A 23,553-nucleotide genomic window follows, 5' to 3' on the forward strand; every position below is an offset into this window, starting at 1 on the left:
CAATGCGCACGGACTATCTGGCGTTTTTCATTTCCCTGTTTCTCTCCCGCCTCGCCGATCAGGTTCTGCTGTTTCTGGTGCCGCTGATTGTCTTTCAAACCACCAACAGCGCGTCCCTGGCGGGGCTGGCGTTCTTCGTCGAGACATTACCGCGCTTCCTTGCATTCCCGATTTGCGGCGCGCTGTGCGACAAATACTCGCCCATCCGGTTGCTGCACATCAGCCAGATCTACCGCGCCTTGATCTGTCTGGCCGCGATGGGGCTGTACGGCCTGTTTGGCGGCATCGGCTGGCTGATCGGGCTGTCGGCGATCTGCGGCGTCCTGACCACCCAGGGGATCATGGCCCGGGAAGTGGTCATGCCGCATATTTTCCCGGATTACCGCTATGGCAAGACGCTCTCCTACTCTCAGATCGCCGACCAGACCGGCCTGGTGCTCGGGCCTTTGCTGGCCGCGCTGGCCCTGGAAATCTGCCCGTGGTGGGGCGTCGTGATGGGTGTGGCGCTGGTGTTCGTTGCGGCGGATCTCGCCATGGGCGTCTGGCAACGCAAGAGCGACGTCACGCTGGAGCGCTTTGATCAGCACGCAGGCCGCTGGACCCAGCCACTGAAAATCGCCTTCGGACACATCTTCCGACTGGCCGAACTGAAGAAGATCATTTTGCTGGCGGTCGGCGTCAACCTGATCGTCGGCGTCACCCTGGCCAGCTCGGCGGCCATGGCGATCGGCTCGTTTGGCGAGAGCAAAGATTTCTACGCCGGTCTGCAGGCGGCGGGCGCCTTGCTGACCATCGCGATTCTGTTTGTTCTGGCCCGGGTCAGCCTGCCGCTGAAACTGCTCGGTGCGATGTCATACATCGCCTTGCTGCTGGGTGCATTCATTACCGCCACAAGTGCGTCATCCGAGGTCTACCTTGTCGGCTTTCTGCTGATCGTCGGCTTCGACAAGATGTTCAACGTCTACATGCGCAGCATTCGTCAGCGGGTCATTCCGGCGCGGGACTTCGGCAAGACCGTCGGCGTCATCACGCTGCTGAACAACCTGTCGCAACCGCTGGCCGGGTTACTGGTGGGAGTGCTGACGGCGCCGATCGGTCTGCGCGGCGTCATTTTAATCAACGTGCTGGCGGCAGCCGTGCTCGGTGTTGGCGTCGCAGCGGTGGTTCGGCTCAGGGTGGCAACGGCCGTGGAGCGATGAAGTCTGCAACGGATCCGACGCTTGCGTTAAGATCCGGCACATCCCTGTTACGTTTCGACGTTCGAGTTGAACATGGCGCCGCGCATCAAAACCGTACGCATCAAAACCGTACGCATCAACACCCGTGAACGCATCGTGCACAGCAGCCTGGAGCTGTTCAATCAGCAGGGCGAGCGCAGCGTCAGCACCAATCACATCGCTGCGCACATGGAAATGTCGCCCGGCAATCTGTACTACCACTTCCCCAACAAGCAGGCGATCATCGCCGAGTTGTTCACCGAATATGAAACGCTGGTCGACAGCTTTCTTCACCCGCCCAAGGGCCGTCTGCCGGGTGTCGAAGACAAACGCCATTACCTGATGGCGATCATCGACGGCATGTGGCGCTACCGTTTTCTGCACCGCGACCTCGAGCACCTGCTTGAAACCGATCCCGAGCTGGCAGTGCGTTACCGACGCTTTTCCCAACACTGCCTGATCAAGGCGATGTCCATTTACAGCGGCTTTGTCGACGCGCAGATTCTGAGCATGGACAAGGTCCAGATCGAATCGCTGACGCTCAATGCGTGGATCATCCTCACGTCTTGGGTACGGTTTCTGTGCACCACCCGGGAAAACGCCGCTCACCTGAATGAGGACGCGATACGTCGCGGCGTTTATCAGGTGCTGATGCTGGAACTGGCCTACGTCACGCCCCAGGCGCGGGAAGCAGTGAATGCGCTGTGCGCGGAGTTTTACGTGCCGCTGGCCAAGGCACTGGAAGACGCTGGCTGACTCGGCCCGGTCGTCTCACTCGATTGTCATATCGCCCTTTTTACTGCCTGCAGGAGCCTGTCATGTCCATCGCGCAATTGATCAGCCCGCAACAATTGTCAGAACGCCTGACCCAGCCCGGGCTTGTGATACTGGATTGTCGTTCGTCGCTGGACGATCTGGACTACGGCCAGCGCAGCTACGCAGAGGGCCATATCGAAGGCGCTTCCTACGCTGACTTGCTCAATGATCTCAGTGGTGCCATCACCAAGGGTGTGACCGGTCGCCACCCGCTGCCGGATCCGCAGACACTGATCGAGCGCTTGCGGTTCTGGGGTGTGAACAACCACAGCGATATCGTGCTGTACGACGATGGCCCGGGTGCGTATGCCGCCCGAGCCTGGTGGTTGCTGGCGTGGCTGGGCAAGCGCGACGGCGTGTATGTGCTCGATGGCGGGCTCAAGGCCTGGCATGGGGCGGGTCTGCCGCTGAGTCTTGATCCGCCGCACCAACCCGAGGGTTCATTCGACGGCGTGCCAGATGAATCGATGGTGCTGACGGCCGAGCAACTGCAGGCCCGCATCGGCGATCCCGCCATGACGCTGATTGACGCACGTGCCCCCGCGCGGTTCCGGGGTGAGGTCGAGCCCATCGACCCTATTGCGGGGCACATTCCGAGCGCACAGTGCGCGGCATTCACCGACAACCTCGGGCCGGATGGCCGCTTTCTCCCGGCAGAGCAACTGAAGCAGCGCTTCGCCGAGGCACTACAAGGCCGTCCTGCCCATGCGCTCGTCGCTTATTGCGGTTCCGGCGTAACGGCCTGTCACAACCTGTTTGCCTTGGCCCTCGCCGGGTATCCGTTGGGGGCGCTGTACGCGGGATCGTGGAGCGAGTGGATCAATGATCCGCAGCGAGGCGTCGCGACCGGGGACTAAGGTCGCGACGTATGTGCCTCACATCTGGCCCATCGCCCAGCGCAGCAAGAAGAACACCAGCAACCCGCCGCCGATTGTCGCCAGAAGGTTACGGCTGAATGCCGCAATGCCAATCGACACGATCCCGGCCAGCAGGTAGGTGTTGTCCAGGGACAACTGCCAGTGCGCGCCGTCGGGCAGCAACATGCCAGGGACGACGATGGCGGTCAGCACAGCGGTGGGTACGTAATGCAGGCCTTGGCGCACCAGCGGCGGGAAACGCAGGTTCGGCCAGGCGAACAGGCTGTAGCGCATCAGAAAAGTGATCGCCGCCATGCCCAGAATCAGCCACCAGTACGTCATGGGCGCACCTCGTTCGGGGTCATGTCGTCCAGCCTTGCCGCTTGCCTTCTCTCCAGAAACACCCCCGCCGCGATGCCACTGAACGCTGCGGCCATGAGCCCCAGCTTGTAGGGCCATGACCATGTCAGCATGGCAACCGCGCCAGCGACCAGCGCGGCGGCGATCTGCGGTCGGTTGCGCAGCAGGGGCACGACGATGCCGATGAAAGTTGCCAGCATCGCGAACTCCAGGCCCCAACTGGCCATGTCGGGAAAAGCCTGACCAAACAGCACGCCCACCAGTGAGCTGCTCACCCAGCAGGCATACAGCGAGCTCGCCACGCCCAGCCAGTACCAATGCGCGAGCGGCGTCCGGCCGTGGACCAGGTAGTGGCGTTGGACGATGGCGAAAGTTTCGTCCGTCAGCCAGAACGCCAGCAGCAGTCGCCATCGCTGGGGCAGCCCCTGAACCTGTGGCTGCAGGGTGGCGCTGTACAGCACGTGGCGCAAATTGACGATGAACGTCGTCAACAGAATCACCACCGCGCCGGCCCCGGCGCCCATCAGGCTGATGACGATAAACTGCGCCGATCCTGCGTAAACGAACATCGACATGCCGACCGCCTGCCACAGGGTCAGCCCGCCGACGCCTGCGAGGGTGCCGAAGATAATGCCGAACGGGGCAATACCGACCAGCATCGGCACGCTGTCGCGAAGACCGCGGACGAAGAATTGATGACGGGACATGGTTTTTCTCCTTATGCCCCGGATGGTAAGCGTGCGGCGCACACGTGTCTTGAACGATCGTGCAAGCGTCAGCGGCTTGGCTGCGTGCCATGGACATCCGTCAACCACGCCGGAATCCGTTGCTCCAGGTAATACGTCGGCGTTCTAATGGTGCCGCCGACAAAACCCACGTGCCCGCCTTTTTTCTGCAGGTCGAATTCGGTACTGGGCGAAAGCTCCGAGCCTTCAGGCAGGCTGTGCTTGAACACGAACGGGTCATCAAGGGACTGAATCAGCAGGGTGGGTGTGCGAATGGCGCCGAGGAAGTACCGACTGGAGGCGCGCCGGTAGTAATCATGGGCGTCCACGAATCCATTGAGCGGCGCTGTCACGCGCCCGTCGAAATCCCAGAACGTGCGCATGTCTTTCAGCGAGCCCAGTGCCGCCAGTTCTGCCAGCCCGTCACTGAGGCCTTCGTGCTGAAAGCGTCGCTGCTTGTCCTTGATGTAGCCGACCATCTCGCGCATGAAGTGCCGTTGGTAAACCCTGGAAAACCCCAGCCCGATCCGGTCGGCGCACTCGTCCAGTCGAAACGGCACCGACACCGCCACAGCGCCTTGCAGGTGGCTGTCGGGCCCGGTTTCGCCAAGGTGCTTGAGCAAAATGTTGCCGCCGAGGGAATACCCGACCGCGTAAAGCGGCGCCAACGGTCGAGCCTTGCGCAGATGATCGATCACGGCGGCAAGGTCTTCGCTGGCGCCGGAGTGATAGCTACGGGGCAACAGGTTCGGCTCCCCTGAACAGCCTCGCCAGTTGAGGGCAACACTGGCCCAGCCGCGTTTTTCCATGGCGTGCTGCAGCCCGGCGACATAGGGGGAGTTGGACGAGCCGGTCAGACCGTGCAGCACCAGCACAACTGGCACAGTGGCGTCGTGCGGGCCGTGCCAGTCCATGTCGAGGAAATCACCGTCTTCCAGCCAGATGCGCTCGCGCCGACGTTCGAGGTGAGTGGTCGGCCGCCAGAGCGGTCCCCACAGGGTCTGCAAGTGCGGGTTGCCCAGGCCGAATGCCGGGACAAACCCGGGAAGGTCAGCTCGCGACGGCACTGCGTTCCCACACCGCGTAGTGAACCTGACCGGCTTTCTTTTCACGGTGCAGGCGCCAGTTGGCGGGCATGCCCAGCGTCGACGGCGCGGTTTCGCTTTCGGTGTAGATCCACGCGCTGTCCGCCAGCCAGTTGCGCTCTTCCAGCAGCGTGCAGGCAGGCATCAGCAAGTCCTGGTGGAACGGCGGGTCGAGGAACACCACGTCGAACTGTTCGGCCGGCTGGGTCTCCAGATGACGGAGCGCGTCGCCGGTAGCGGTTTTGCCGACGGTGCAACGCAGCGTGCCGAGGTGTTCGCGCAGGCTGGAGATCGCCATCGAGTTGGTATCCAGCGCCAGACCCATGCTGGCGCCGCGGGACAGGGCTTCGAGGTACAGCGCGCCACTGCCGGCGAACGGATCGAGCACGCGCGCGCCCTCGATGTACGGGGCCAGCCAGTTGAACAGGGTTTCCCGCACACGGTCCGGCGTCGGACGCAGACCGGGGGCGTCAGGGAAACTCAGACGGCGACTGCGCCATTCGCCGCCGATGATCCGCAGTTGGCCCAGGCCCGTGTGGATTTTGTGCCCTTTGTGGATACGCGGCGGCTTGGAAGTCGAGGTCATCAGTGCTCCGGAACACCGAGCGGTTGCTCGGCGGGTTTGTCAGTAGGGGGTGGCAGTGGCTTCTGCGGGACGGTCGGACCTGCGGTCACGATCACCAGCTTGTCGGCGTCCAGATGTTTGTTCATCACGGTCTTGATCTGCTCGACCGTGACGCTCTGGGACTGCGTCATGAAATCTTCGAGGTAGGTCAGCGGCAGATTATAGAAGCCGACTGCGCCCAGTTGGCCAACGATGGCCGCATTGCTGGCAGTCGCCAGTGGAAAGCTGCCGGCCAGTTCGCGCTTGGCATCATCGAGCTCTTTTTGGGTCGGGCCGTTGGCAAGGAAGTCACGGGTGATGTCCTTCACCAGCTTGAGGGTGTTTTCGCTGAGTTCGGCCCGGGTCTGCAGGCTGATCATGAACGGACCTTGTGCCTGCATCGGCGTAAAGCCCGAAGAGACGCCGTAGGTCAGGCCACGTTTTTCCCTCACTTCGGTCATCAGACGGCTGCCGAAGCCGCCGCCACCGAGGATCGAGTTGCCCAGTGCCAGGGCCGCGTAATCAGGATCGCCGCGAGTGATGCCCAGTTCAGCCAGCATCAGGTGCGTCTGCTTGGACGGAAACTCGATGTGAGTCTCACTCGGCTTGGGTTCGGTGGGTGCGACGGTTGGTGCCAGCGCCGGGCCTTTGGGGAGCGCAGCGGAAACTTGCGCCGCAACGGCTTCGGCTTCCGCTCGCGTCAGGTCTCCGGCCAGCGCAATCACTGCGTTGCCAGCGGCGTAGGCCTTGGCATGAAAGGCCTTCAGTTGAGCCAAGGTCAGCGGCGCGATGCTTTTGGCCGTGCCCATGCTCGGATGCGCGTAGGGATGATCGCCGTACAACCGCTTGAACAGCTCATCGCCTGCGAGCTTGCCCGGGTTCTGCTTTTGATATTCGAAGCTCGCCAGCAGCTGATTTTTAATCCGCGCCAGCGAGTCCGCCGGGAACGTCGGTTTGCCCACCACTTCGGCAAACAATTTCAACGAGGGCTCGCGCTTGTCGGCGGCGCTCAGGCTGCGCAGCGAAGCGATCGCCATGTCGCGATAGGAGCCGTTGCCGAAATCAGCGCCCAGCCCTTCGAAACCTTCGGCGATGGCGCTGACGTTCTTGCCTTTGACGCCCTCGTTGAGCATCGCGTTGGTGACCAGCGCAATACCGGGATTGGCGCCGTCCTGGCTGCTGCCGGCCGCGAACAGCAGGCGCATGTCGAACATCGGCAGTTCATGGGCTTCGACGAAGAGCACGCGAGCGCCTTCGGCGGTATTCCACGACTGGATGTTCAGCGAGCGGCGAGCCGGCGCTTTACCGTCCAGCTCTTTCAGGGATTCCAGCGTGCTGGCGGCCTTGTCGATGGCTTTCGGGGCTTCGGCGGCGGTCTCTGCCATTGCCGATGCCGCACCGAACAGACCAAACGTGACGGCAAGTGCGAAGGAGCAGGCCTGCGTTCGCGCAAAGCGGGAGTCGTTGCGCTGGTTCATTGGGCTTTCTCCTCAGGCAAAACATGCGCAACGGCGAGGCGCTCGCGGGTGAAATAAGTACGGGCAGCTTTCTGGATGTCTTCCGGCGTCACGCTTTGCAGCGCGGCCAGTTCCTGATCGATGAGTTTCCAGGACAGGCCCACTGTTTCCAGTTCGCCAATGGTGCTGGCCTGACTGGTGATGGAATCGCGCTCATAGACCAATCCGGCGATCACCTGGGCCTGGACCCGCTCCAGCTCTTCCTTGGCAGGCGGCTTGGTTTTCAGCTCGTCGAGCAGGCGCCAGATGCCGGCTTCAGCGTCGGCGAGGGTTTTCTTCTTTTGCTGATTGGGCGTGGCGCTGATGGTGAACAGGCTGTCGCCGCGGGTGTAGGCGTCGTAATCGGACGAGGCGCCGGTGACCAATTCTTCGCCGCGCTCCAGGCGGGTCGGAATGCGCGCGCTGTAGCCGCCGTCGAGCAAGGCCGAAATCAGGCGCAGTGCGTTGACTGACTGTGGATCGGTGGCGGTGGCCAGGCTCGGCACATTGAAGCCATACATCAGGCTCGGCATCTGCGTGGCGACATGCACGGTGATCTGGCGCATGCCGGGCTCGGCCAGCTCCAGCGGCTTTTTCGACGGCGGTACATCGCGGCGCGGCACCGGGCCGAAGAAGCGCTCGGCCAGGGCTTTTACTTCATCAGGCTTCACGTCACCGACCACCACCAGCGTGGCGTTGTTTGGGGCGTACCAGGATTCATACCAGTGGCGCAGCTCCTCGACCTTCATGCGCTCAAGGTCGGCCATCCAGCCGATGGTGGGCGTGTGGTAGCCGCTGGCGGGGTAGGCGATGGCCTTGAAGCGCTCATAGGCCTTGGCGTTCGGCTTGTCATCGGTGCGCAGGCGACGCTCTTCCTTGATGACTTCGATCTCCCGGGCGAACTCTTCAGGGGGCAGGCGCAGGGTGGCCATGCGGTCGGCTTCCAGTTCGAAGGCAACAGCCAGTCGATCACGGGCCAGCACTTGGTAATAAGCGGTGTAATCATCGCTGGTGAAGGCGTTCTCTTCAGCGCCCAGGTCGCGCAGGATCAGCGATGCTTCGCCCGGACCTGCCTTGGAGCTGCCCTTGAACATCATGTGTTCCAGCGCGTGGGAAAGGCCCGTCTGGCCAGGCGTCTCGTAACTGGAGCCGACCTTGTACCAGACCTGTGAAACCACGACCGGCGCGCGGTGATCTTCACGGACGACGACCTTCAGGCCGTTGTCCAGCGTGAATTCGGTGGTGGGTTGTGGGTCGGCAGCCGATGCGGCGAAGGGCAAACAGATTGTGCTGAGCAGCAGGCCTGCGGCACAGCGGGCTAGAGCATTCATTCGTGATTTGAACCTTGGAGACGGCCTGCTTAGCGTCAGCGGGCGCGGGGGTGTTAGGATAGCGGCCAGTTTGCCTGACGACTATGGCTAAGATGTCCGAGCCGTAAACAGACCTTGTAAGACCTGGCCCGAATTCGCGTGTAGGACGGCCTGGCGACGGTCCGCTTATTTGACGTGGGCAACCTATGAACAAGCGGACATAAAAGCAGTCTGTTTCGCATACAGAATTTTTCAGAGGCGCCGCTCTGGCGCGTCGTTACCGTGAGATAGCCGTCCTCCATGTTTGGTTCCAACGACGACAAGAAGACCCCAGCCCCGGCTGGCGAGAAGAAAGGCCTGTTCGGATGGCTGCGCAAAAAGCCGCAGGAAGCCACTCCGGAACCGCCTCAGAATGCCCCCGCACCCGCGCCAGAATCCGTGCCCGATCAGGCGCCGGCTGTTGCTGAGCAGATCAACGCCCCGGTCATCCCGGCCGAGCGCGCGCCGCAACCCACGTCGCAGCCCTTGCCACACACAGCGACGACTGAAGCGCTTTCGGCCCCGGTCGACGATCCTTGGCTTCACCTGCCTGTTGCTGAAGAGCCAGTGGCTTTCACCGATGAGCGCGAGCCTCACGTTACGCCGCCCATCCCGGTTCACACCGAGTCCAACGTGGAATCTGCAGCCGCTCCCTTGGCTGAAGTCCCCGCTCAACCGGCGCTCATCGACACCACCTCGTTCGAAGTGGCTCCGTCTGTCGAGCCGACCCCGGTCGCGCTGCCTGATCCAGTGTCCGGCAATGATCTCCCGTCGCTGACGCCGCCGTTGACGACAGCGCCGATGGTTCCAGCCGCAGCTGCCGTGCCCGTTCTTGAAACCAATGTGCCGCCTGTCCCGTTCGAAGGATCCGCCGCACCCAAGCAGCCTGGTTTCTTCGCGCGCCTGAAGCAGGGCCTGTCGAAAACCAGCGCCAGCCTCGGCGAAGGCATGGCCAGCCTGTTCCTCGGCAAAAAAGCCATCGACGACGACATGCTCGACGAGCTGGAAACCCGGCTGTTGACTGTCGACGTCGGCGTGGAAGCAACCTCGGCGATCGTGCGCAACTTGACGCAGAAAGTGGCGCGCAAGCAGCTCACCGACAGCGATGCGCTGTACAAGTCGCTGCAGAACGAGCTGACTGAAATGCTCAAGCCGGTGGAAGCTCCGCTGGTCATCACTTCGCAGCACAAGCCTTTCGTGATTCTGGTTGTTGGCGTCAACGGCGCGGGTAAAACCACCACCATTGGCAAGCTCGCCAAGAAGCTTCAGCTGGAAGGCAAGAAAGTCATGCTGGCGGCAGGCGACACCTTCCGCGCCGCAGCCGTTGAGCAGCTGCAGGTCTGGGGCGAGCGCAACAAGATCCCGGTCATTGCCCAGCACACAGGCGCCGACTCGGCATCGGTGATTTTTGATGCCGTTCAGGCCGCCAAAGCGCGCGGCATCGACGTGCTGATCGCCGACACGGCGGGCCGCCTGCACACCAAAGACAACCTGATGGAAGAGCTGAAGAAGGTTCGTCGCGTGATCGGCAAGCTCGACGCCGACGCGCCCCACGAAGTGCTTCTGGTGCTGGACGCCGGTACGGGCCAGAACGCGATCAACCAGGCCAAACAGTTCAACCAGACCGTCCAGCTCACCGGCCTTGCGCTGACCAAGCTCGACGGTACCGCCAAGGGCGGCGTGATCTTCGCCTTGGCCAAGCAATTCGGGCTGCCGATCCGCTACATCGGTGTCGGTGAAGGCATCGACGATCTGCGCACGTTCGAAGCCGAGCCGTTCGTCCAAGCCCTATTCGCCGAGCGGGAGCGCCCATGATTCGTTTCGAACAGGTCGGTAAACGCTATCCGAACGGACACGTCGGCTTGCATGAGCTGAGCTTTCGAGTACGTCGTGGCGAATTTCTGTTTGTGACCGGTCACTCCGGCGCGGGCAAAAGTACCTTGCTGCGCCTGCTGCTTGCGATGGAGCGTCCGACCACGGGCAAGCTGTTGCTGGCGGGTCAGGACCTGGGCCAGATCAGCACCGCGCAGATTCCTTTTCTGCGTCGGCAGATCGGCGTCGTGTTCCAGAACCACCAGTTGCTGTTTGATCGCACGGTGTTCAATAACGTCGCGCTGCCCCTGCAGATCCTCGGCCTGTCCAAGACCGAAGTGGTCAAGCGCGTCGACTCGGCCCTTGAGCGCGTTGCGTTATCGGACAAAGCCGAGCTGTACCCGGGCGATTTGTCCACCGGTCAGCAACAGCGCGTGGGCATCGCCCGCGCCATCGTTCACCGCCCGGCCCTGCTGCTGGCGGACGAACCCACCGGTAACCTCGACCCGCGACTGGCAGCTGAAATCATGGGTGTGTTCGAAGACATCAACCGTCTGGGCACCAGTGTGCTGATTGCGAGCCATGACCTGGCACTGATCGCGCGGATGCGCCATCGGATGCTGACGTTGCAACGCGGCCGACTGATCGGCGACGGGGAGGCTGGCGTATGAGTGCCACTCGCAGTCCCAAGGTGTCCGAACGCGTAGCGCCCAAAGCTTCAGACCCGGCGCCGCAAAAGAAAAAGAAACGCGATGACGACGATGGCCCGAGTTTCGGCGAGTTGTTCAACGCCTGGATCGAGGCCCACCGCTCAAGCCTGCTGGACAGCCTGCGCCGTCTCGGCAAGCAGCCCATTGGCAGCTTTTTTACCTGTCTGGTGATGGCCATTGCGCTGAGTTTGCCGATGGGCTTGTCGTTGTTGCTGAGCAATGTCGAGCGCCTGGGCGGATCCTGGCAGCGCGCGGCGCAGATATCTCTGTACCTGCAACTGGATGCATCGCCGAGTGAAGGCGAGGGCCTTGTCCGTCAGATCAAGGAAATGGGCGGCGTCGCCGATGCCGAATACATCAGCCGCGATGAGGCACTGAACGAGTTCCAGAAGCAGTCTGGTCTGGGCGAGGCACTGAAGGAACTGCCTGAAAACCCGCTGCCCGGTGTTGTGCTGGTTACACCGTTGGAAGTTGACAAAGCCGCGCTGGAAGCATTACGTACGCATCTGGCCGAGTTGCCTAAAGTGCAGCAGGCCCAGCTTGATCTGGTCTGGGTCGAGCGGTTGGCAGCGATCCTCAAACTGGGTGACCGGTTCGTGTTCGGCTTGACGGTGTTGTTGGTCGCAGCGCTGCTGTTGGTCATCGGTAACACCATTCGTCTGCACATCGAGAACCGTCGTACGGAAATCGAGGTCATCAAGTTAGTAGGCGGTACGGACAGTTACGTCCGTCGGCCCTTCCTTTATATGGGTGCGTTGTACGGGCTGGGTGCCGGGGTTCTTTCCTGGGGTGTTCTCGCTTTCGGGCTAGACTGGTTGAACGAAGCGGTGGTCCGGCTGGCCGGACTCTACGGCAGCAACTTTGCCCTTGCCGGCGTGCCGGTGTCCGACGGCGTGTCGCTCTTGCTTGGAGCGGTGCTGTTGGGGTATATCGGTGCGTGGATTGCAGTGGCACGCCATTTAAGAGAGTTGGCGCCTCGTTAATGTTGAGTGGCTATATCGTTAGTAAATTTTGTTTCACCTATTGACTTTTCAGCTCAGGGAACTTGTCTAGCGGTTCCCGGTCAATTTCGCAGTGCTGAACTGCACGAGTTATGTGTCGGAGGTTTTTCGTAATGACCAATTCTTTGCAACCTGCGTATGCCTTAGTCCCGGGTGCGAACCTGGAAGCCTATGTGCACACGGTTAACAGCATCCCACTGCTGACGCCAGAGCAGGAGCGTGAACTGGCCGAGAGTCTCTACTATGAGCAGGATTTGGGGGCGGCTCGGCAGATGGTGCTCGCCCACCTGCGATTTGTCGTGCATATCGCACGCAGTTATTCCGGTTATGGCCTGGCTCAGGCTGACCTGATTCAGGAAGGTAACGTTGGCCTGATGAAGGCCGTGAAGCGCTTCAACCCCGAGATGGGTGTGCGCTTGGTGTCCTTTGCCGTGCACTGGATCAAGGCCGAGATTCACGAGTTCATCCTGCGCAACTGGCGCATCGTGAAGGTCGCGACCACCAAGGCTCAGCGCAAACTGTTCTTCAATCTGCGCAGCCAGAAAAAACGCCTGGCTTGGCTGAACAACGAAGAAGTACATCGCGTAGCGGAAAGCTTGGGTGTCGAACCCCGCGAAGTGCGCGAGATGGAAAGCCGTCTGACCGGCCACGACATGGCCTTCGACCCGGCAGCAGAAGCCGACGACGACAGCGCCTTCCAGTCGCCGGCCAACTACCTGGAAGACCATCGCTACGATCCGGCGCGTCAGCTGGAAGATTCTGACTGGACTGACAGCTCGACGGCCAACCTGCACGAAGCGTTGAACGTGCTCGATGACCGCAGCCGCGACATTCTGTATCAGCGCTGGCTGGCGGAAGAGAAGGCCACGCTGCACGACCTGGCCGAGAAGTACAACGTCTCTGCCGAGCGCATTCGTCAGCTGGAAAAGAGCGCGATGAACAAGCTGAAGCTGTCGATTGCTGCTTGATTGCTACGCCGAACGCAAAACGCCCCGAGATGATCGGGGCGTTTTTGTTTGTGGGGCCTATCTCGGTAGGACCGGCTTCAGCCGGGAAGAAGCCGGGTTGAGCGCCATTAGGCTTGCGGCGTGACGTGTGACGCGTTCCCGGCTAAAGCCGGTCCTACGAAAGCTTAAATCCAGTCCTACGAAAGCCATAAAGCCAGACTTGGGCTCACCACTTCCGGCTGTGATTCAACCCCATCAAATACTCATCCCCACCCAGCTGACGCATCTGCTGGCGGATCCAGCCTGCCCGCTGTGAGACATAGCTGCTAGGGTGGCTGGCGCTCCATTCCCGTGGGTTGGGCAGGACGGCGGCCAGATAGCTGGCCTGTTGCGTCGATAGCTGGCTCGCATTCACATGAAAGTGATGCTGTGCAGCGGCCTGGGCGCCGAAGACGCCGTCGTCCCACTCCACGCTGTTCAGGTACACCTCAAGAATGCGCTGCTTGGACCAGAACACCTCGATCAGCCCGGTGAACCAGGCTTCAAGACCCTTGCGGAAGTAACTGCGGCCCGACCACAGAAACAGGTTTTTCGACACCTGCTGGCTCAGCGTGCTGGCCCCGCGCAGGGAGCCGCCGCGTTCGTTATGAACCAGTGCCGCCTGAATGGCGTCGATATCGAAACCCCAGTGCTCGGCAAACTTCTGGTCCTCGCCGGCAATAACAGCGATTTTCAGGTCATCGGAGATGTTGTCCCATGACTCCCAGTCGCGCTGCAGGTCAATGGGCTGACCGTCGAACCAGGATTCAATTTTGCGCTCGACCATCAACGCGGTAAACGGAGGAGGGACCCAACGGAAAATCAGCACCAGCACGACACTCGTCGCTGCGAACCAGAGCAGGCCTTTGGCGACACGACGGAGAAGTAATTGCAGCATAGAGATGGCTTGGCCGAAGCGTTTGAGCGGGCCATTATACAGACCACGCGTCATTGAACTTGCCTGGAGTTGTACATGTTACGAACCTTTCTGATGCTGGCCTCCTTCTTCGGATTCACCGGCGTCGCCCTTGGCGCGTTCGCTGCCCACGGCCTGAAAAATCGCCTGACCCCCGAGTACCTGGCGGTCTTCCACACCGGCGTGCTCTACCAGCTGATTCATGCGCTGGCGATTTTCGGCGTGGCGCTGCTGGCGATGCAGATCCAGGGCCGGCTCGTCACCTACGCAGGCATCTCCTTCACACTGGGCATCATCCTGTTTTCCGGCAGCCTCTACCTGATGACGCTGACCGGCGCGACCAAGCTGGGCATCATCACCCCCTTCGGCGGCCTGTTTTTCCTGATCGGCTGGGCGATTCTCGGCTGGACGGCATGGCGCCTGGGGCTCGACACGCTTTAATCCCGCCTGGGGCGCGCGCCTGTCGCGGACGCGCCCCATACCCAGGCTACGCCCGAGACGAATGGCGTGGCTTTGCCTTGGTCATACCGGCCGATCGGGCTAGAATGCTCGCCCCCTAAAATGATGGCTGCCCCTCGCATGCGCATTCAGTTGAACGGTGAATCCTTTGAGCTGCCCGACGGCGAGACCGTCGCGGAATTGCTGACACGTCTGGATCTGACCGGGCGCCGAGTCGCCGTCGAGCTCAATCTGGACATCGTCCCGCGCAGCCAGCATGCCGCCACGACGCTGACCGAAGGCGATCAGGTCGAAGTGGTGCACGCCATCGGTGGCGGCTAGCCTTCGACGTGCCGCCGGCCTGATCCGCAGGCACTGCAAGAACCTCAACCGTAAAGAGGATTTCAGATGAGCAACGTTCGCAGCGACAAGCCGTTCACCGTGGCCGGTCGTACTTTTCAGTCGCGCCTGCTGGTCGGCACTGGCAAGTACACGGACATGGAACAGACCCGACTGGCCATCGAAGCCTCGGGCGCCGAGATTGTCACCGTTGCCGTGCGCCGGACCAACCTGGGTCAGAACCCGGGCCAACCGAACCTGCTCGACGTGCTGCCGCCGGACCGCTACACCATCCTGCCGAACACCGCCGGTTGCTACGACGCCATCGAAGCCGTGCGCACCTGCCGCCTGGCCCGCGAGCTGCTCGATGGCCATAATCTGGTCAAGCTGGAAGTCCTCGCTGACCAGAAAACCCTGTTCCCCAATGTCATCGAAACCCTCAAGGCCGCCGAAACGCTGGTCAGGGACGGCTTCGACGTCATGGTCTACACCAGCGATGACCCGATCATCGCCCGCCAGCTCGCCGAAATCGGTTGCTGCGCGGTGATGCCCCTCGCGGGCCTGATCGGTACTGGCCTGGGGATCTGCAACCCGTACAACCTGCAGATCATCCTCGAAGAATCGAAAGTCCCGGTGCTGGTGGATGCCGGTGTCGGCACTGCATCCGATGCCACCATCGCCATGGAACTGGGGTGTGAGGCGGTGCTGATGAACTCGGCCATCGCCCACGCGCAACACCCGGTGCTGATGGCCGAAGCCATGAAACACGCCATTCTGGCGGGACGCATGGCCTACCTGGCCGGCCGTATGCCCAAGAAACTCTATGCCAGCGCGTCTTCGCCGCTGGATGGTCTGATCAAGTAAGAGCCTGTTGATGATTGATTCGCAAACGCCCGACCCACTTCCGGACGATGAAGTGATGAACGACGAAAACACCAAAGCCCACGGCGATGACAGCCACCACCGGCGCATCAAGAGCTTCGTGATGCGCGCCGGTCGCATGACCGAAGGCCAGCAACGTGGTCTGGATCAGGGCAAGGAGCGTTTCGTGCTGCCGCTGGCCGACGCCCCGGTGGATTTTGATCAGGTGTTTGGTCGCTCGGCCCCGCGCACCCTCGAAATCGGCTTCGGCATGGGCCACTCGCTGCTGGAAATGGCCGCCGCCGCGCCAGAGCAGGATTTCATCGGCGTGGAAGTGCACCGTCCGGGCGTCGGCGCCTTGCTCAACGGCGTGCTGACCCAGGGGCTCACCAACCTGCGCGTTTATGATTGCGATGCGATCGAAGTGCTCAACCGTTGTGTGGCCGACAACAGCCTGGATCGGCTGATGCTGTTCTTCCCGGATCCCTGGCACAAGTCGCGCCATCACAAGCGCCGCATCGTCCAGGCCGAATTTGCCGAGCTGGTGCGCTCCAAGCTGAAGCCGGGCGGCGTGCTGCACATGGCGACCGACTGGGAACCCTATGCCGAATACATGCTGGAAGTGATGAACGTGGCGCCGGGTTACCGCAACCTGGCCGAAGACGGCAAATGCGTTCCGCGCCCTGCGGAGCGTCCGATCACCAAGTTCGAGCGCCGTGGCGAACGCCTCGGTCACGGGGTTTGGGATCTGAAGTTCGAGAAGCTGGCCTGATCACTTCTCGACCAGGAGCGGTCTGGTAGCGGCCGCTTTTGAGTTTGTACAGCACATTTCAGCCGCTTTTTGCCTTGTATGACGAACCCTTCGATTTCTTCCTAAGGAGGCTACAAGGTCTTCGGAATCGTCCGACATCCATTTTCAGTTCTGATCTTCATAGTCCCCGCCGTTGCATATATCAATATTGATGACGAGGAATGAAGATGAACAAGTTTTGGCAAATGGCTGCGATCGCCACGCTGATTGCGACCACCAGCGGCTGTGTCAGCTATAACGTCAGCCAGCCAAGCGCTTCGCTGTCCGGCGACGTGAAGACTGATCTGAAGGCTGACGTCAAAGTCGGTGAAGCCATCAGCGGCGAGTCGTCCACCAATGTTCTGTTCGGCTGGTTGAACATCGGCGGCGATACGCAATTTGCGGACGGCGTGACCTACGGCGGCGCGAGCGGTGGTGGTGGCATCGGCCTGCCTCTGCCGGACCCGATCTCCTCCACCAAGGCCGCCGCAGCGTTCAAGGCCGTCAAATCGTCCGGTTCCGACCTGATCGTCGCGCCGCGTTATGAAGTCACCGTCAACGATTACTTCATCTTCAAGCAAGTGAACGTGAAAGTGACCGGCAACAAAGGCAGCATCCAGAGCATCCGCTGATGGGCTGATCGCACTCGGCAACCGCGGAGTGTGATTCTTGAGAGCGCCCTTCCCGCCATCGCGGGCAAGGGCGCTTTTGCATGTCCGGTCGGTTATTTCCGATCGGCCACTACCCCGATCAACACCAGCACTACCATCAATACCGGTGCCAGGCTGTAGTTGTTGAACTGGCTCAGTGCGCGCACGACCCACGGCGTTGCATAAATCAGCGCAGCGCCACTGCCGACGGTGCAGAGCAGCGCCATGATCGGAATGCGCAGGGCGCCGGCAAAACTGCCGATGCGGCCTTCGATCCAGCCCTTGATGTCAGTTCCGAACAGAATCAGCAGACAGCCCACCAGTGCCAGGGCGATTTCCGACAAATTGCTGCGACTCCAGCGCGAGACAGTGGCCAGCAAGTCGAGTACGAATTCCATTCAGTGTCCTTAGTGTTGAGCCTTACAGAAGAAAGTGCTGCAGCAGGTCGTTGAGGAATAACTGGCCGCGAGCGGTTGCCACCAGCCGTGTCGGATCAGTTTCCAGCAAGCCGCGTTGTTCCGCCTCAAGACGGGCGCTGGCGAGCGAATCGACGCTTAGACCGGTGCGGCGCTGAAATAATGCAGCGTCCACGCCTTTTGTCAGGCGCAGGGCGTTCATCAGGAATTCAAACGGCATCTCATCCAGTGGCAGCAGCTTTTCGCCAGCCTGATAGGCCTTGGCCGGATTGAGGTAATCCTTGGGCAGCCGGGTTTTCCAGGTGCGAATGATGCGGCCGTTCGGGTGGCTGAGCTTGCCATGGGCGCCCGCTCCGATCCCGATGAAATCCCCGAAGCTCCAGTAATTCAGGTTATGCCGCGCTTCGCGTCCCGGCTGCGCGTAGGCCGAGACTTCGTATTGGCCGTAGCCGTTTTCCCGAAGCAGCGTCTGACCGGCTTCTTGAATGTCCCAGAGGATGTCATCTTCCGGCAGCGTGGGCGGCTGATTCCAGAACACGGTGTTCGGCTCAAGGGTCAGCTGATACCAGGACAGGTGCGTCGGGGCGAGGGCGATGGCCTGCCGCAGGTCGCCGAGGGCGTCTTCCTGGGACTGATCCGGCAGACCATGCATGAGGTCCAGATTGAAGTTATCGAAACCCGCCCGACGGGCCATGTCTGCGGCGCGCACGGCTTCATCGCCGTTATGGATACGCCCCAGCGCCTTGAGCTTGGCCTCCTGAAAACTCTGGATGCCGATCGACAGCCGATTGATGCCCAGGCCGCGATAAGCGCTGAATTTCACCTGCTCAAAGGTGCCAGGGTTGGCTTCCAGCGTGATCTCGATGTCGGGCGCGAAACGGATGCGTTGTTCCACGCCGCGCAGCAAACGGCCCAGCGCGTCGGCGCTGAACAGACTGGGCGTGCCGCCACCGAAGAAAATCGTGCTCAGCTCGCGGCCGTAAACGTGGGGCAGGTCCTGATCGAGGTCGGCCAGCAACGCGTCGACGTATTCCTGCTCCGGCAACACCGGGCTCGCGGTGTGGGAGTTAAAATCGCAGTACGGGCATTTGCGCACGCACCACGGAATATGGATGTACAGCGACAGCGGTGGCAGCTCGGCGAGCGGGGCCCGTGGCTGCTCAGAGGAGAAACCGGCCGCGCCCAGAATCAGCGGCCGGGTGGTGGAGTCCTGAGTCATTGCTGATCAGGGCTCAGCCCCAGACGCTGACGCAGGATGGCCATGGCGCGGGCGCGGTGGCTGATCTGGTTCTTGTCCGCCGGGGTGAGTTCTGCGCTTGAACAGTTGCGCTCCGGCACCCAGAACAGCGGGTCATAACCAAAGCCGTGTTCGCCGCTGGCGGCGGTGAGGATGCGGCCGTGCCACAGACCTTCGCAGAGGATCGGCAGCGGGTCGTCGGCGTGGCGTACCAGTGCCAGAACGCAGACGAACTGGGCGCCGCGCTGTTCGGCGGGGACGTCCTTGAGGGCGTCCATCAATTTGGCGTTGTTCGCCGCATCACCCTGGCCGTCGGCGTAACGCGCGGAGTAGATGCCCGGCGCACCGCCCAGGTAATCCACCGCCAGCCCCGAGTCATCGGCCAGCGCCGGCAGGCCGGAAATTCGCGCCGCATTGCGCGCTTTGAGGATGGCGTTTTCGACGAACGACAGCCCGGTTTCTTCGGGCTCCACGGTGCTGAACTCGCCGATCGAGCGCAGCTGTACGCTGGCGCCGAGCATGGCCTGAAGTTCTTTGAGTTTGCCGGCGTTGTGGCTGGCCAGTACAAGCTGGGTGAGATTCATGATGAGTCCGTATAAATCGGCTGCGTGAAAACTGCTGCGTTTAAATCCGCTGATTGAAGCTGAGCCCGTTGCGTTGCTGTCGCCCGCTTTCTTCACTTGGGTGCTAACGCTGGCTGGCAGGGCTTTACTGCCCTGCGGCACCGGTCACACGGCTATCTGATGGTCCTGCAAGCCCGGGCTGCTGACGCGATAGATGCCGATTTCACCCAACAGATTAGGCCAAAGCTTGCTGGCCCAGCCGTGCCGGTGCTGTTGATCGACCGCGAGCCGATCAATGACCTTCGCCGAGCGACCGCGGCACAGCTCTTCGAAATCTTCGAAGGTGCAGAAGTGGATGTTCGGCGTGTTGTACCACGTGTACGGCAGGAACTCGGAAACCGGCATCCGCCCCTTGCTCGCCAGGTACCAGCGGCAGCGCCAGTGCCCGAAGTTGGGGAAGGTGATGATGCACTGACGGCCCACGCGCAGCATTTCATCAAGGATGCGGTCCGGGTAGTGCACGGCCTGAAGCGCCTGGGTCATCACCACGACATCGAAACTGTCGCTGGCGAAGTTGCCCAGCCCCTTGTCCAGATCCTGCTCGATGACGTTAACGCCCCGCGCTACGCAACGGGCGATGTTGTCGGCGTCATTTTCCAGGCCATAGCCCGTCACTTGCTTGTGCTGCTGCAGCCAGGACAGCAATTCGCCGTCGCCGCAGCCGAGGTCGAGCACACGGCTGCCAGCCGGTATCCAGTCTTGGATGATGTCCAGGTCGGCTCTCATGGTGTCCTCAGAGTGCAATTCGGTTCATGTAGCTGGAGAAGGCCTGCAAATAGCGCGGGATCGGGATCAGGAAGGCGTCGTGGCCCTGGGGCGCATCGATTTCCAGATAACAGACGTCCTTTTTCGCCGCCATCAGCGCATCAACCAACTCCCGCGAGCGGGCCGGGGAGAACCGCCAGTCGGTGGTAAACGACATCACACAGAACTTGGCACTGGCATTGGCGAAGGTCGCGGCGAGGTTGTCGTTGAAGTTGGCGGCCGGATCGAAGTAGTCCAGCGCTTTGGTCATCAGCAGGTAGGTGTTCGCGTCGAAACGCCCGGAAAACTCCTCGCCCTGATAACGCAGATAGCTCTCGACCTGAAACTCGACGCTGTGGAAGTCATAGTTGAGGTTTTCGTTCTTCAGGCCCCGGCCGAATTTCTCACCCATCGAGTCATCGGACAGATAAGTGATGTGCCCGACCATGCGCGCCAGCATCAGACCGCGCTTGGGGATCACGCCATGTTCCTGAAACGAGCCGCCGTGGAATTCCGGGTCCGTCAGGATCGCCTGCCGCGCGACTTCGTTGAACGCGATGTTCTGCGCCGACAACTTGGGCGCGGAGGCAATCGCCAGACAGTGCCGCACGCGCTCGGGGTAAGTGATCGTCCATTGCAGCGCCTGCATGCCGCCCAGGCTGCCGCCGACGATGGCGGCCCATTGATCGACGCCCAGCCGGTCGGCCAGACGCGCTTGGCTGTGCACCCAGTCTTCGACCGTCAACACCGGGAAGTCGGCGCCGAAGGGTCTGCCGGTTTCCGGGTTGAGGCTGCTGGGGCCGGTGGAGCCGTTGCAGCCGCCGAGGTTGTTCAGGCTGACGACGAAGAACTTGTCGGTGTCGATGGGCTTGCCGGGGCCGATGCAGCTGTCCCACCAGCCCGGCTTGCGGTCTTCGGCGCTGTGGTAGCCCGCTGCATGGTGATGACCCGACAGCGCGTGGCAGATGAGCACCGCGTTGCTTTTGGCAGCATTGAGCTGGCCGTAGGTTTCGTAGATGAGGTCGTAGGCAGGCAGCGAGCGTCCGCAGGCCAAGGCCAGCGGCTCATTGAAATGCGCCGTTTGCGGCGTGACTAGACCGACAGAATCTTTGGGAAAGACCGTGGACATCGACCTGCTCTCGCTGAAATGAGGCGTAAGTCTAAAGATCGCGCGGGGGTGCGGCAACAAAGTAAATGGCTGATTTCGCGGAGGGTGACGCTTTGGATTTTTGCCTGCGCGACATTCATCAGACTGGGAAAAAGGCGACGGTTGCTGGCGCCGTCGCCCCAAGATCTAAAGCTTCCCGGCTGAAGCCGGTCCTACTGTCAGAGTTACCGCGTTCTCATTGGCTGCATGCGGCGGCAGTCAGATCAACCGCCAAAGCTCTTGCGGCATGCCGGCATAGGCCGCCAGTTCAGGCATGACGTAGGACTGCAGCACCTGGATCGCCAGGAAGGCGAAGATCGGCGAGATGTCCATGCCGCCCAGGTTGGGGATGATGCGACGGAACGGCGCCAGGATCGGCTCGCTGATCTGGTAGGCGAGCTCGGCGGCCGGGTTGTGGCTGCCCGGAGCAATCCAGGAAACGATGACCATGATGATCATCGCGACCCAGAAGATCTTCAGCAGCAGCGACGTGATGCCGATGATCGACCACATCAACAGGTGCGGGATATCGCCGATGGTGCCGTAGGTCATCATCAGTACGAAGGCCATCAACAGCGCTTGAATGACGATCGCCAGCAGCAGCGAAGAAGTATCGAGCCCGAAGACGCTCGGCACGATGCGCCGGATAGGCTTGAGCAACGGCTGGGTCGCACGGACGGCGAACTGGCACAGCGGGTTGTAAAAGTTGGCTTTGACCAGCTGCAGCACGAAGCGCAGCAGAACGATGGTCAGGTACAGGCTGATGAGCGTCTGGATGACGAAAATCGTGGCGCCGGTGAGTGCATTCATGAGTGGTTCCTTATTTGCCCAGCTGTTCGGCGAGTTCGGCGGAGCGATGTGCAGCGGCGCCCAGCGCCTTCTCCACAATTGTTTCGAAGCCATCGGCCTGGAACGATTTGATGGCCGCTTCGGTGGTGCCCGCAGGCGAGGTCACACGGCGACGCAGTTCAGCGGCATCGACGTCGCTGCCGGTCGCCATCAGTGCAGCGCCCAGTGCGGTTTGCAGGGTGAGCTTGCTGGCAACGTCAGCCGGCAGGCCGAGTTTGACGCCTGCGGCCGTCATGGCTTCGATCAGCAGGAAGAAATACGCCGGGCCGCTGCCCGACACCGCCGTTACGGCGTCGATGTGGGCTTCTTCATCGACCCACAGTGCAGTCCCGACCGCCGACAGCAGCATCTCGGCCTGCTCGCGCTGCGCCGGGGTGACATCCGCCGTCGCATACAAGCCGCTGACACCCTGGCGCAACAGCGCCGGGGTATTCGGCATGCAGCGCACGAGGGGCTGCTTGCCCAGCCACGACCGCATGCTGGCGCAGGTAATCCCGGCGGCGATGGATACGATCAGTTGATGCGGTTTGAGCGCCGGCTTCAGCGCTTCGCACACCGCTTTCATCATTTGCGGCTTGACCGCCAACAACACCACATCGGCGCCTTCAATGGCCTCGGCGTTGTCGGCGACCACCTTGATGCCGTGTTCTTTTGCCACGCGCTCGCGGGTCTCTGCGCCAGGGTCACTGGCGCGAATCAGCTCAGCGTCGACGCCCTGGGCGCGCATGCCGCCAATCAGGCTGGCGGCCATGTTGCCGGCGCCGATGAACGCGATACGGGTTTTGCTCATGAACGGTTTCCTGTGGGGCAAAGGTTAAGGCTGCCCATAATTGCGGGCGCCAAAGAGGGCAGTGCCAATCCGCACCCAGGTCGCGCCTTGTGCGATGGCGGCTTCGAGGTCGTGGCTCATGCCCATGGAAAGCGTGTCCAGCGGCAGGCCAAGTTGCGCCTGCAGCGTGCTGACGGCGGCGAACGAAGCGTTCTGTTCGTCGCGGTCATCGGTGGGTTCGGGAATGGCCATCAGGCCGCGCAGTTTCAGATTCGGCAGCGCGCTGATGGCCTGGGCCAATGCAGGCAGGTCTTCAGGGCTGCAGCCTGACTTGCTGGCCTCGCCGCTGACGTTGACCTGAATGCAGATGTTCAGCGGCGGCAGTTCCGGCGGACGCTGTTCGGACAGCCGTTGTGCGATTTTCAGACGGTCCACGGAATGCACCCAGGCAAAGTGCTCGGCGATGGCGCGAGTCTTGTTGGACTGGATGGGGCCGATGAAATGCCAGATCAAGGGCAGGTCACTCAATTCGGCCTGTTTGCCGAGGGCTTCCTGGAGGTAATTTTCGCCAAAATCGCGGAGGCCGGCGTCGTAGGCCTCCCGCAGATCATTCGCCGGCTTGGTCTTGCTCACCGCCAACAGGCCGACAGACGCCGGGTCGCGCTGTACTGCTTGCGCCGCGCTACGAATTCGCTCGGCGAGCGTTGAAATGTTCTCTGCTATCGTGGACATTGATTTGCGCCAGCAGGGCTAAAG

General features: G+C 61.6%; 26 protein-coding genes and 1 pseudogene. 12 read left to right on the forward strand and 15 right to left on the reverse strand.

Annotated features, from left to right (window positions below; translation table 11 throughout):
• Positions 1–2: 2 nt before the first annotated feature.
• The 3 genes from AC07VF_RS21240 (at position 3) to AC07VF_RS21250 (ending at position 2,890) form a co-directional block, all read left to right on the forward strand.
• Positions 3–1,199, forward strand: coding sequence for an MFS transporter (locus AC07VF_RS21240; protein WP_495009666.1), 1,197 nt, complete (start codon positions 3–5; stop codon positions 1,197–1,199).
• 72 nt (positions 1,200–1,271) lie between these two features.
• Positions 1,272–1,973 carry a TetR/AcrR family transcriptional regulator gene (locus tag AC07VF_RS21245; RefSeq protein WP_495009667.1) on the forward strand — a complete coding sequence of 234 codons (702 nt, stop codon included), beginning with the start codon at positions 1,272–1,274 and terminating at the stop codon, positions 1,971–1,973.
• Between the two features lie 62 nt (positions 1,974–2,035).
• Positions 2,036–2,890, forward strand: a complete 855-nt coding sequence (locus AC07VF_RS21250) for a sulfurtransferase (protein WP_346627257.1) — start codon at positions 2,036–2,038, stop codon at positions 2,888–2,890.
• A gap of 18 nt (positions 2,891–2,908) precedes the next feature.
• On the opposite strand, the gene AC07VF_RS21255 is transcribed toward AC07VF_RS21250, so the two are convergent.
• From AC07VF_RS21255 to AC07VF_RS21280, 6 genes and pseudogenes are all read right to left on the reverse strand, one after another.
• Positions 2,909–3,232, reverse strand: coding sequence for an AzlD domain-containing protein (locus tag AC07VF_RS21255; RefSeq protein ID WP_495009668.1), 324 nt, complete (start codon positions 3,230–3,232; stop codon positions 2,909–2,911).
• Positions 3,229–3,957 carry an AzlC family ABC transporter permease gene (locus AC07VF_RS21260; protein ID WP_495009669.1) on the reverse strand — a complete coding sequence of 243 codons (729 nt, stop codon included), beginning with the start codon at positions 3,955–3,957 and terminating at the stop codon, positions 3,229–3,231. Before AC07VF_RS21260 ends, AC07VF_RS21255 begins: the two co-directional genes overlap by 4 nt.
• A 68-nt stretch (positions 3,958–4,025) precedes the next feature.
• Positions 4,026–5,042 (reverse strand): hydrolase, encoded by a 1,017-nt coding sequence (locus AC07VF_RS21265; RefSeq protein WP_495009670.1) that lies wholly within the window; start codon positions 5,040–5,042, stop codon positions 4,026–4,028.
• On the reverse strand, positions 5,026–5,646 hold the full coding sequence (gene rsmD, locus AC07VF_RS21270; protein WP_065991110.1) for a 16S rRNA (guanine(966)-N(2))-methyltransferase RsmD: 621 nt from the start codon (positions 5,644–5,646) through the stop codon (positions 5,026–5,028). Before rsmD ends, AC07VF_RS21265 begins: the two co-directional genes overlap by 17 nt.
• A pseudogene (locus AC07VF_RS21275) lies at positions 5,646–7,022 on the reverse strand (M16 family metallopeptidase); the annotation flags it as partial. The pseudogene AC07VF_RS21275 and the gene rsmD, both read right to left, overlap by 1 nt.
• Positions 7,023–7,138: 116 nt before the next feature.
• Entirely contained in the window at positions 7,139–8,491 is a 1,353-nt protein-coding gene (locus AC07VF_RS21280; RefSeq protein WP_495009671.1) for a M16 family metallopeptidase, read from the reverse strand.
• Between the two features lie 279 nt (positions 8,492–8,770).
• Here AC07VF_RS21280 and ftsY point away from each other — a divergent pair, with 279 nt between their 5' ends.
• From ftsY to rpoH, 4 genes are all read left to right on the forward strand, one after another.
• Positions 8,771–10,324 (forward strand): signal recognition particle-docking protein FtsY, encoded by a 1,554-nt coding sequence (gene ftsY / locus AC07VF_RS21285; protein ID WP_495009672.1) that lies wholly within the window; start codon positions 8,771–8,773, stop codon positions 10,322–10,324.
• Positions 10,321–10,992 carry a cell division ATP-binding protein FtsE gene (ftsE, locus tag AC07VF_RS21290; RefSeq protein WP_037018829.1) on the forward strand — a complete coding sequence of 224 codons (672 nt, stop codon included), beginning with the start codon at positions 10,321–10,323 and terminating at the stop codon, positions 10,990–10,992. Before ftsY ends, ftsE begins: the two co-directional genes overlap by 4 nt.
• Entirely contained in the window at positions 10,989–12,014 is a 1,026-nt protein-coding gene (gene ftsX / locus AC07VF_RS21295; protein ID WP_192172988.1) for a permease-like cell division protein FtsX, read from the forward strand. The genes ftsE and ftsX overlap by 4 nt, the downstream gene beginning before the upstream one ends.
• A gap of 131 nt (positions 12,015–12,145) precedes the next feature.
• Complete coding sequence (rpoH, locus tag AC07VF_RS21300) at positions 12,146–13,000, forward strand: RNA polymerase sigma factor RpoH (protein ID WP_065991120.1); 855 nt, start codon at positions 12,146–12,148, stop codon at positions 12,998–13,000.
• 205 nt (positions 13,001–13,205) lie between these two features.
• Here rpoH and mtgA read toward each other — a convergent pair whose 3' ends face one another.
• Complete coding sequence (gene mtgA / locus AC07VF_RS21305; RefSeq protein WP_192173229.1) at positions 13,206–13,916, reverse strand: monofunctional biosynthetic peptidoglycan transglycosylase; 711 nt, start codon at positions 13,914–13,916, stop codon at positions 13,206–13,208.
• A gap of 75 nt (positions 13,917–13,991) precedes the next feature.
• Here mtgA and AC07VF_RS21310 point away from each other — a divergent pair, with 75 nt between their 5' ends.
• The 5 genes from AC07VF_RS21310 to AC07VF_RS21330 all read left to right on the forward strand — a co-directional run bounded on the left by AC07VF_RS21310 (position 13,992) and on the right by AC07VF_RS21330 (position 16,994).
• A complete protein-coding gene (locus tag AC07VF_RS21310) occupies positions 13,992–14,375 on the forward strand; it encodes a DUF423 domain-containing protein (RefSeq protein WP_065991125.1) in 384 nt (127 codons plus the stop codon).
• 138 nt (positions 14,376–14,513) lie between these two features.
• Positions 14,514–14,714 carry a sulfur carrier protein ThiS gene (gene thiS, locus AC07VF_RS21315; protein ID WP_346627252.1) on the forward strand — a complete coding sequence of 67 codons (201 nt, stop codon included), beginning with the start codon at positions 14,514–14,516 and terminating at the stop codon, positions 14,712–14,714.
• Between the two features lie 66 nt (positions 14,715–14,780).
• Positions 14,781–15,575 carry a thiazole synthase gene (locus tag AC07VF_RS21320; RefSeq protein WP_495009673.1) on the forward strand — a complete coding sequence of 265 codons (795 nt, stop codon included), beginning with the start codon at positions 14,781–14,783 and terminating at the stop codon, positions 15,573–15,575.
• Positions 15,576–15,630: 55 nt separating this feature from the next.
• Entirely contained in the window at positions 15,631–16,344 is a 714-nt protein-coding gene (trmB, locus tag AC07VF_RS21325; RefSeq protein WP_495009680.1) for a tRNA (guanosine(46)-N7)-methyltransferase TrmB, read from the forward strand.
• Between the two features lie 206 nt (positions 16,345–16,550).
• Entirely contained in the window at positions 16,551–16,994 is a 444-nt protein-coding gene (locus AC07VF_RS21330) for a hypothetical protein (protein ID WP_074892395.1), read from the forward strand.
• A gap of 92 nt (positions 16,995–17,086) precedes the next feature.
• Here AC07VF_RS21330 and AC07VF_RS21335 read toward each other — a convergent pair whose 3' ends face one another.
• From AC07VF_RS21335 to AC07VF_RS21370, 8 genes are all read right to left on the reverse strand, one after another.
• Positions 17,087–17,410: a DUF3392 domain-containing protein gene (locus AC07VF_RS21335; RefSeq protein ID WP_495009674.1), complete on the reverse strand. Its 324-nt coding sequence runs from the start codon at positions 17,408–17,410 to the stop codon at positions 17,087–17,089.
• Between the two features lie 22 nt (positions 17,411–17,432).
• A complete protein-coding gene (gene hemW, locus AC07VF_RS21340) occupies positions 17,433–18,647 on the reverse strand; it encodes a radical SAM family heme chaperone HemW (protein WP_495009675.1) in 1,215 nt (404 codons plus the stop codon).
• Entirely contained in the window at positions 18,644–19,252 is a 609-nt protein-coding gene (gene rdgB / locus AC07VF_RS21345) for an RdgB/HAM1 family non-canonical purine NTP pyrophosphatase (protein ID WP_495009681.1), read from the reverse strand. Before rdgB ends, hemW begins: the two co-directional genes overlap by 4 nt.
• 141 nt (positions 19,253–19,393) lie before the next feature.
• Positions 19,394–20,014: a methionine biosynthesis protein MetW gene (gene metW, locus AC07VF_RS21350; RefSeq protein ID WP_495009676.1), complete on the reverse strand. Its 621-nt coding sequence runs from the start codon at positions 20,012–20,014 to the stop codon at positions 19,394–19,396.
• Between the two features lie 7 nt (positions 20,015–20,021).
• Complete coding sequence (gene metX / locus AC07VF_RS21355; protein ID WP_192172982.1) at positions 20,022–21,161, reverse strand: homoserine O-succinyltransferase MetX; 1,140 nt, start codon at positions 21,159–21,161, stop codon at positions 20,022–20,024.
• Between the two features lie 237 nt (positions 21,162–21,398).
• Positions 21,399–21,989 (reverse strand): YggT family protein, encoded by a 591-nt coding sequence (locus tag AC07VF_RS21360; protein WP_192172981.1) that lies wholly within the window; start codon positions 21,987–21,989, stop codon positions 21,399–21,401.
• Between the two features lie 10 nt (positions 21,990–21,999).
• Entirely contained in the window at positions 22,000–22,818 is an 819-nt protein-coding gene (gene proC, locus AC07VF_RS21365; protein WP_495009677.1) for a pyrroline-5-carboxylate reductase, read from the reverse strand.
• A gap of 24 nt (positions 22,819–22,842) precedes the next feature.
• Positions 22,843–23,529, reverse strand: coding sequence for a YggS family pyridoxal phosphate-dependent enzyme (locus tag AC07VF_RS21370; RefSeq protein ID WP_423573800.1), 687 nt, complete (start codon positions 23,527–23,529; stop codon positions 22,843–22,845).
• Between the last annotated feature and the right edge of the window lie 24 nt (positions 23,530–23,553).

It is taken from the genome of Pseudomonas sp. GW821-FHT02H06 (genome assembly GCF_059421525.1).

Excerpts from the sequence above, each read along its gene's own strand:
- AC07VF_RS21320 (WP_495009673.1), top strand. The coding sequence starts at position 14,781 with ATGAGCAACGTTCGCAGCGACAAGCCGTTCACCGTGGCCGGTCGTACT.
- ftsE (WP_037018829.1), top strand. The coding sequence starts at position 10,321 with ATGATTCGTTTCGAACAGGTCGGTAAACGCTATCCGAACGGACACGTC.
- rsmD (WP_065991110.1), bottom strand. The coding sequence starts at position 5,646 with ATGACCTCGACTTCCAAGCCGCCGCGTATCCACAAAGGGCACAAAATC.
- metX (WP_192172982.1), bottom strand. The coding sequence starts at position 21,161 with ATGTCCACGGTCTTTCCCAAAGATTCTGTCGGTCTAGTCACGCCGCAA.
- AC07VF_RS21310 (WP_065991125.1), top strand. The coding sequence starts at position 13,992 with ATGTTACGAACCTTTCTGATGCTGGCCTCCTTCTTCGGATTCACCGGC.
- AC07VF_RS21240 (WP_495009666.1), top strand. The coding sequence starts at position 3 with ATGCGCACGGACTATCTGGCGTTTTTCATTTCCCTGTTTCTCTCCCGC.
- ftsX (WP_192172988.1), top strand. The coding sequence starts at position 10,989 with ATGAGTGCCACTCGCAGTCCCAAGGTGTCCGAACGCGTAGCGCCCAAA.
- AC07VF_RS21250 (WP_346627257.1), top strand. The coding sequence starts at position 2,036 with ATGTCCATCGCGCAATTGATCAGCCCGCAACAATTGTCAGAACGCCTG.
- rpoH (WP_065991120.1), top strand. The coding sequence starts at position 12,146 with ATGACCAATTCTTTGCAACCTGCGTATGCCTTAGTCCCGGGTGCGAAC.
- hemW (WP_495009675.1), bottom strand. The coding sequence starts at position 18,647 with ATGACTCAGGACTCCACCACCCGGCCGCTGATTCTGGGCGCGGCCGGT.
- metW (WP_495009676.1), bottom strand. The coding sequence starts at position 20,014 with ATGAGAGCCGACCTGGACATCATCCAAGACTGGATACCGGCTGGCAGC.
- thiS (WP_346627252.1), top strand. The coding sequence starts at position 14,514 with ATGCGCATTCAGTTGAACGGTGAATCCTTTGAGCTGCCCGACGGCGAG.
- AC07VF_RS21260 (WP_495009669.1), bottom strand. The coding sequence starts at position 3,957 with ATGTCCCGTCATCAATTCTTCGTCCGCGGTCTTCGCGACAGCGTGCCG.
- AC07VF_RS21255 (WP_495009668.1), bottom strand. The coding sequence starts at position 3,232 with ATGACGTACTGGTGGCTGATTCTGGGCATGGCGGCGATCACTTTTCTG.
- ftsY (WP_495009672.1), top strand. The coding sequence starts at position 8,771 with ATGTTTGGTTCCAACGACGACAAGAAGACCCCAGCCCCGGCTGGCGAG.
- trmB (WP_495009680.1), top strand. The coding sequence starts at position 15,631 with ATGAACGACGAAAACACCAAAGCCCACGGCGATGACAGCCACCACCGG.
- AC07VF_RS21335 (WP_495009674.1), bottom strand. The coding sequence starts at position 17,410 with ATGGAATTCGTACTCGACTTGCTGGCCACTGTCTCGCGCTGGAGTCGC.
- AC07VF_RS21360 (WP_192172981.1), bottom strand. The coding sequence starts at position 21,989 with ATGAATGCACTCACCGGCGCCACGATTTTCGTCATCCAGACGCTCATC.
- AC07VF_RS21245 (WP_495009667.1), top strand. The coding sequence starts at position 1,272 with ATGGCGCCGCGCATCAAAACCGTACGCATCAAAACCGTACGCATCAAC.
- AC07VF_RS21280 (WP_495009671.1), bottom strand. The coding sequence starts at position 8,491 with ATGAATGCTCTAGCCCGCTGTGCCGCAGGCCTGCTGCTCAGCACAATC.
- proC (WP_495009677.1), bottom strand. The coding sequence starts at position 22,818 with ATGAGCAAAACCCGTATCGCGTTCATCGGCGCCGGCAACATGGCCGCC.
- AC07VF_RS21330 (WP_074892395.1), top strand. The coding sequence starts at position 16,551 with ATGAACAAGTTTTGGCAAATGGCTGCGATCGCCACGCTGATTGCGACC.
- mtgA (WP_192173229.1), bottom strand. The coding sequence starts at position 13,916 with ATGCTGCAATTACTTCTCCGTCGTGTCGCCAAAGGCCTGCTCTGGTTC.
- AC07VF_RS21370 (WP_423573800.1), bottom strand. The coding sequence starts at position 23,529 with ATGTCCACGATAGCAGAGAACATTTCAACGCTCGCCGAGCGAATTCGT.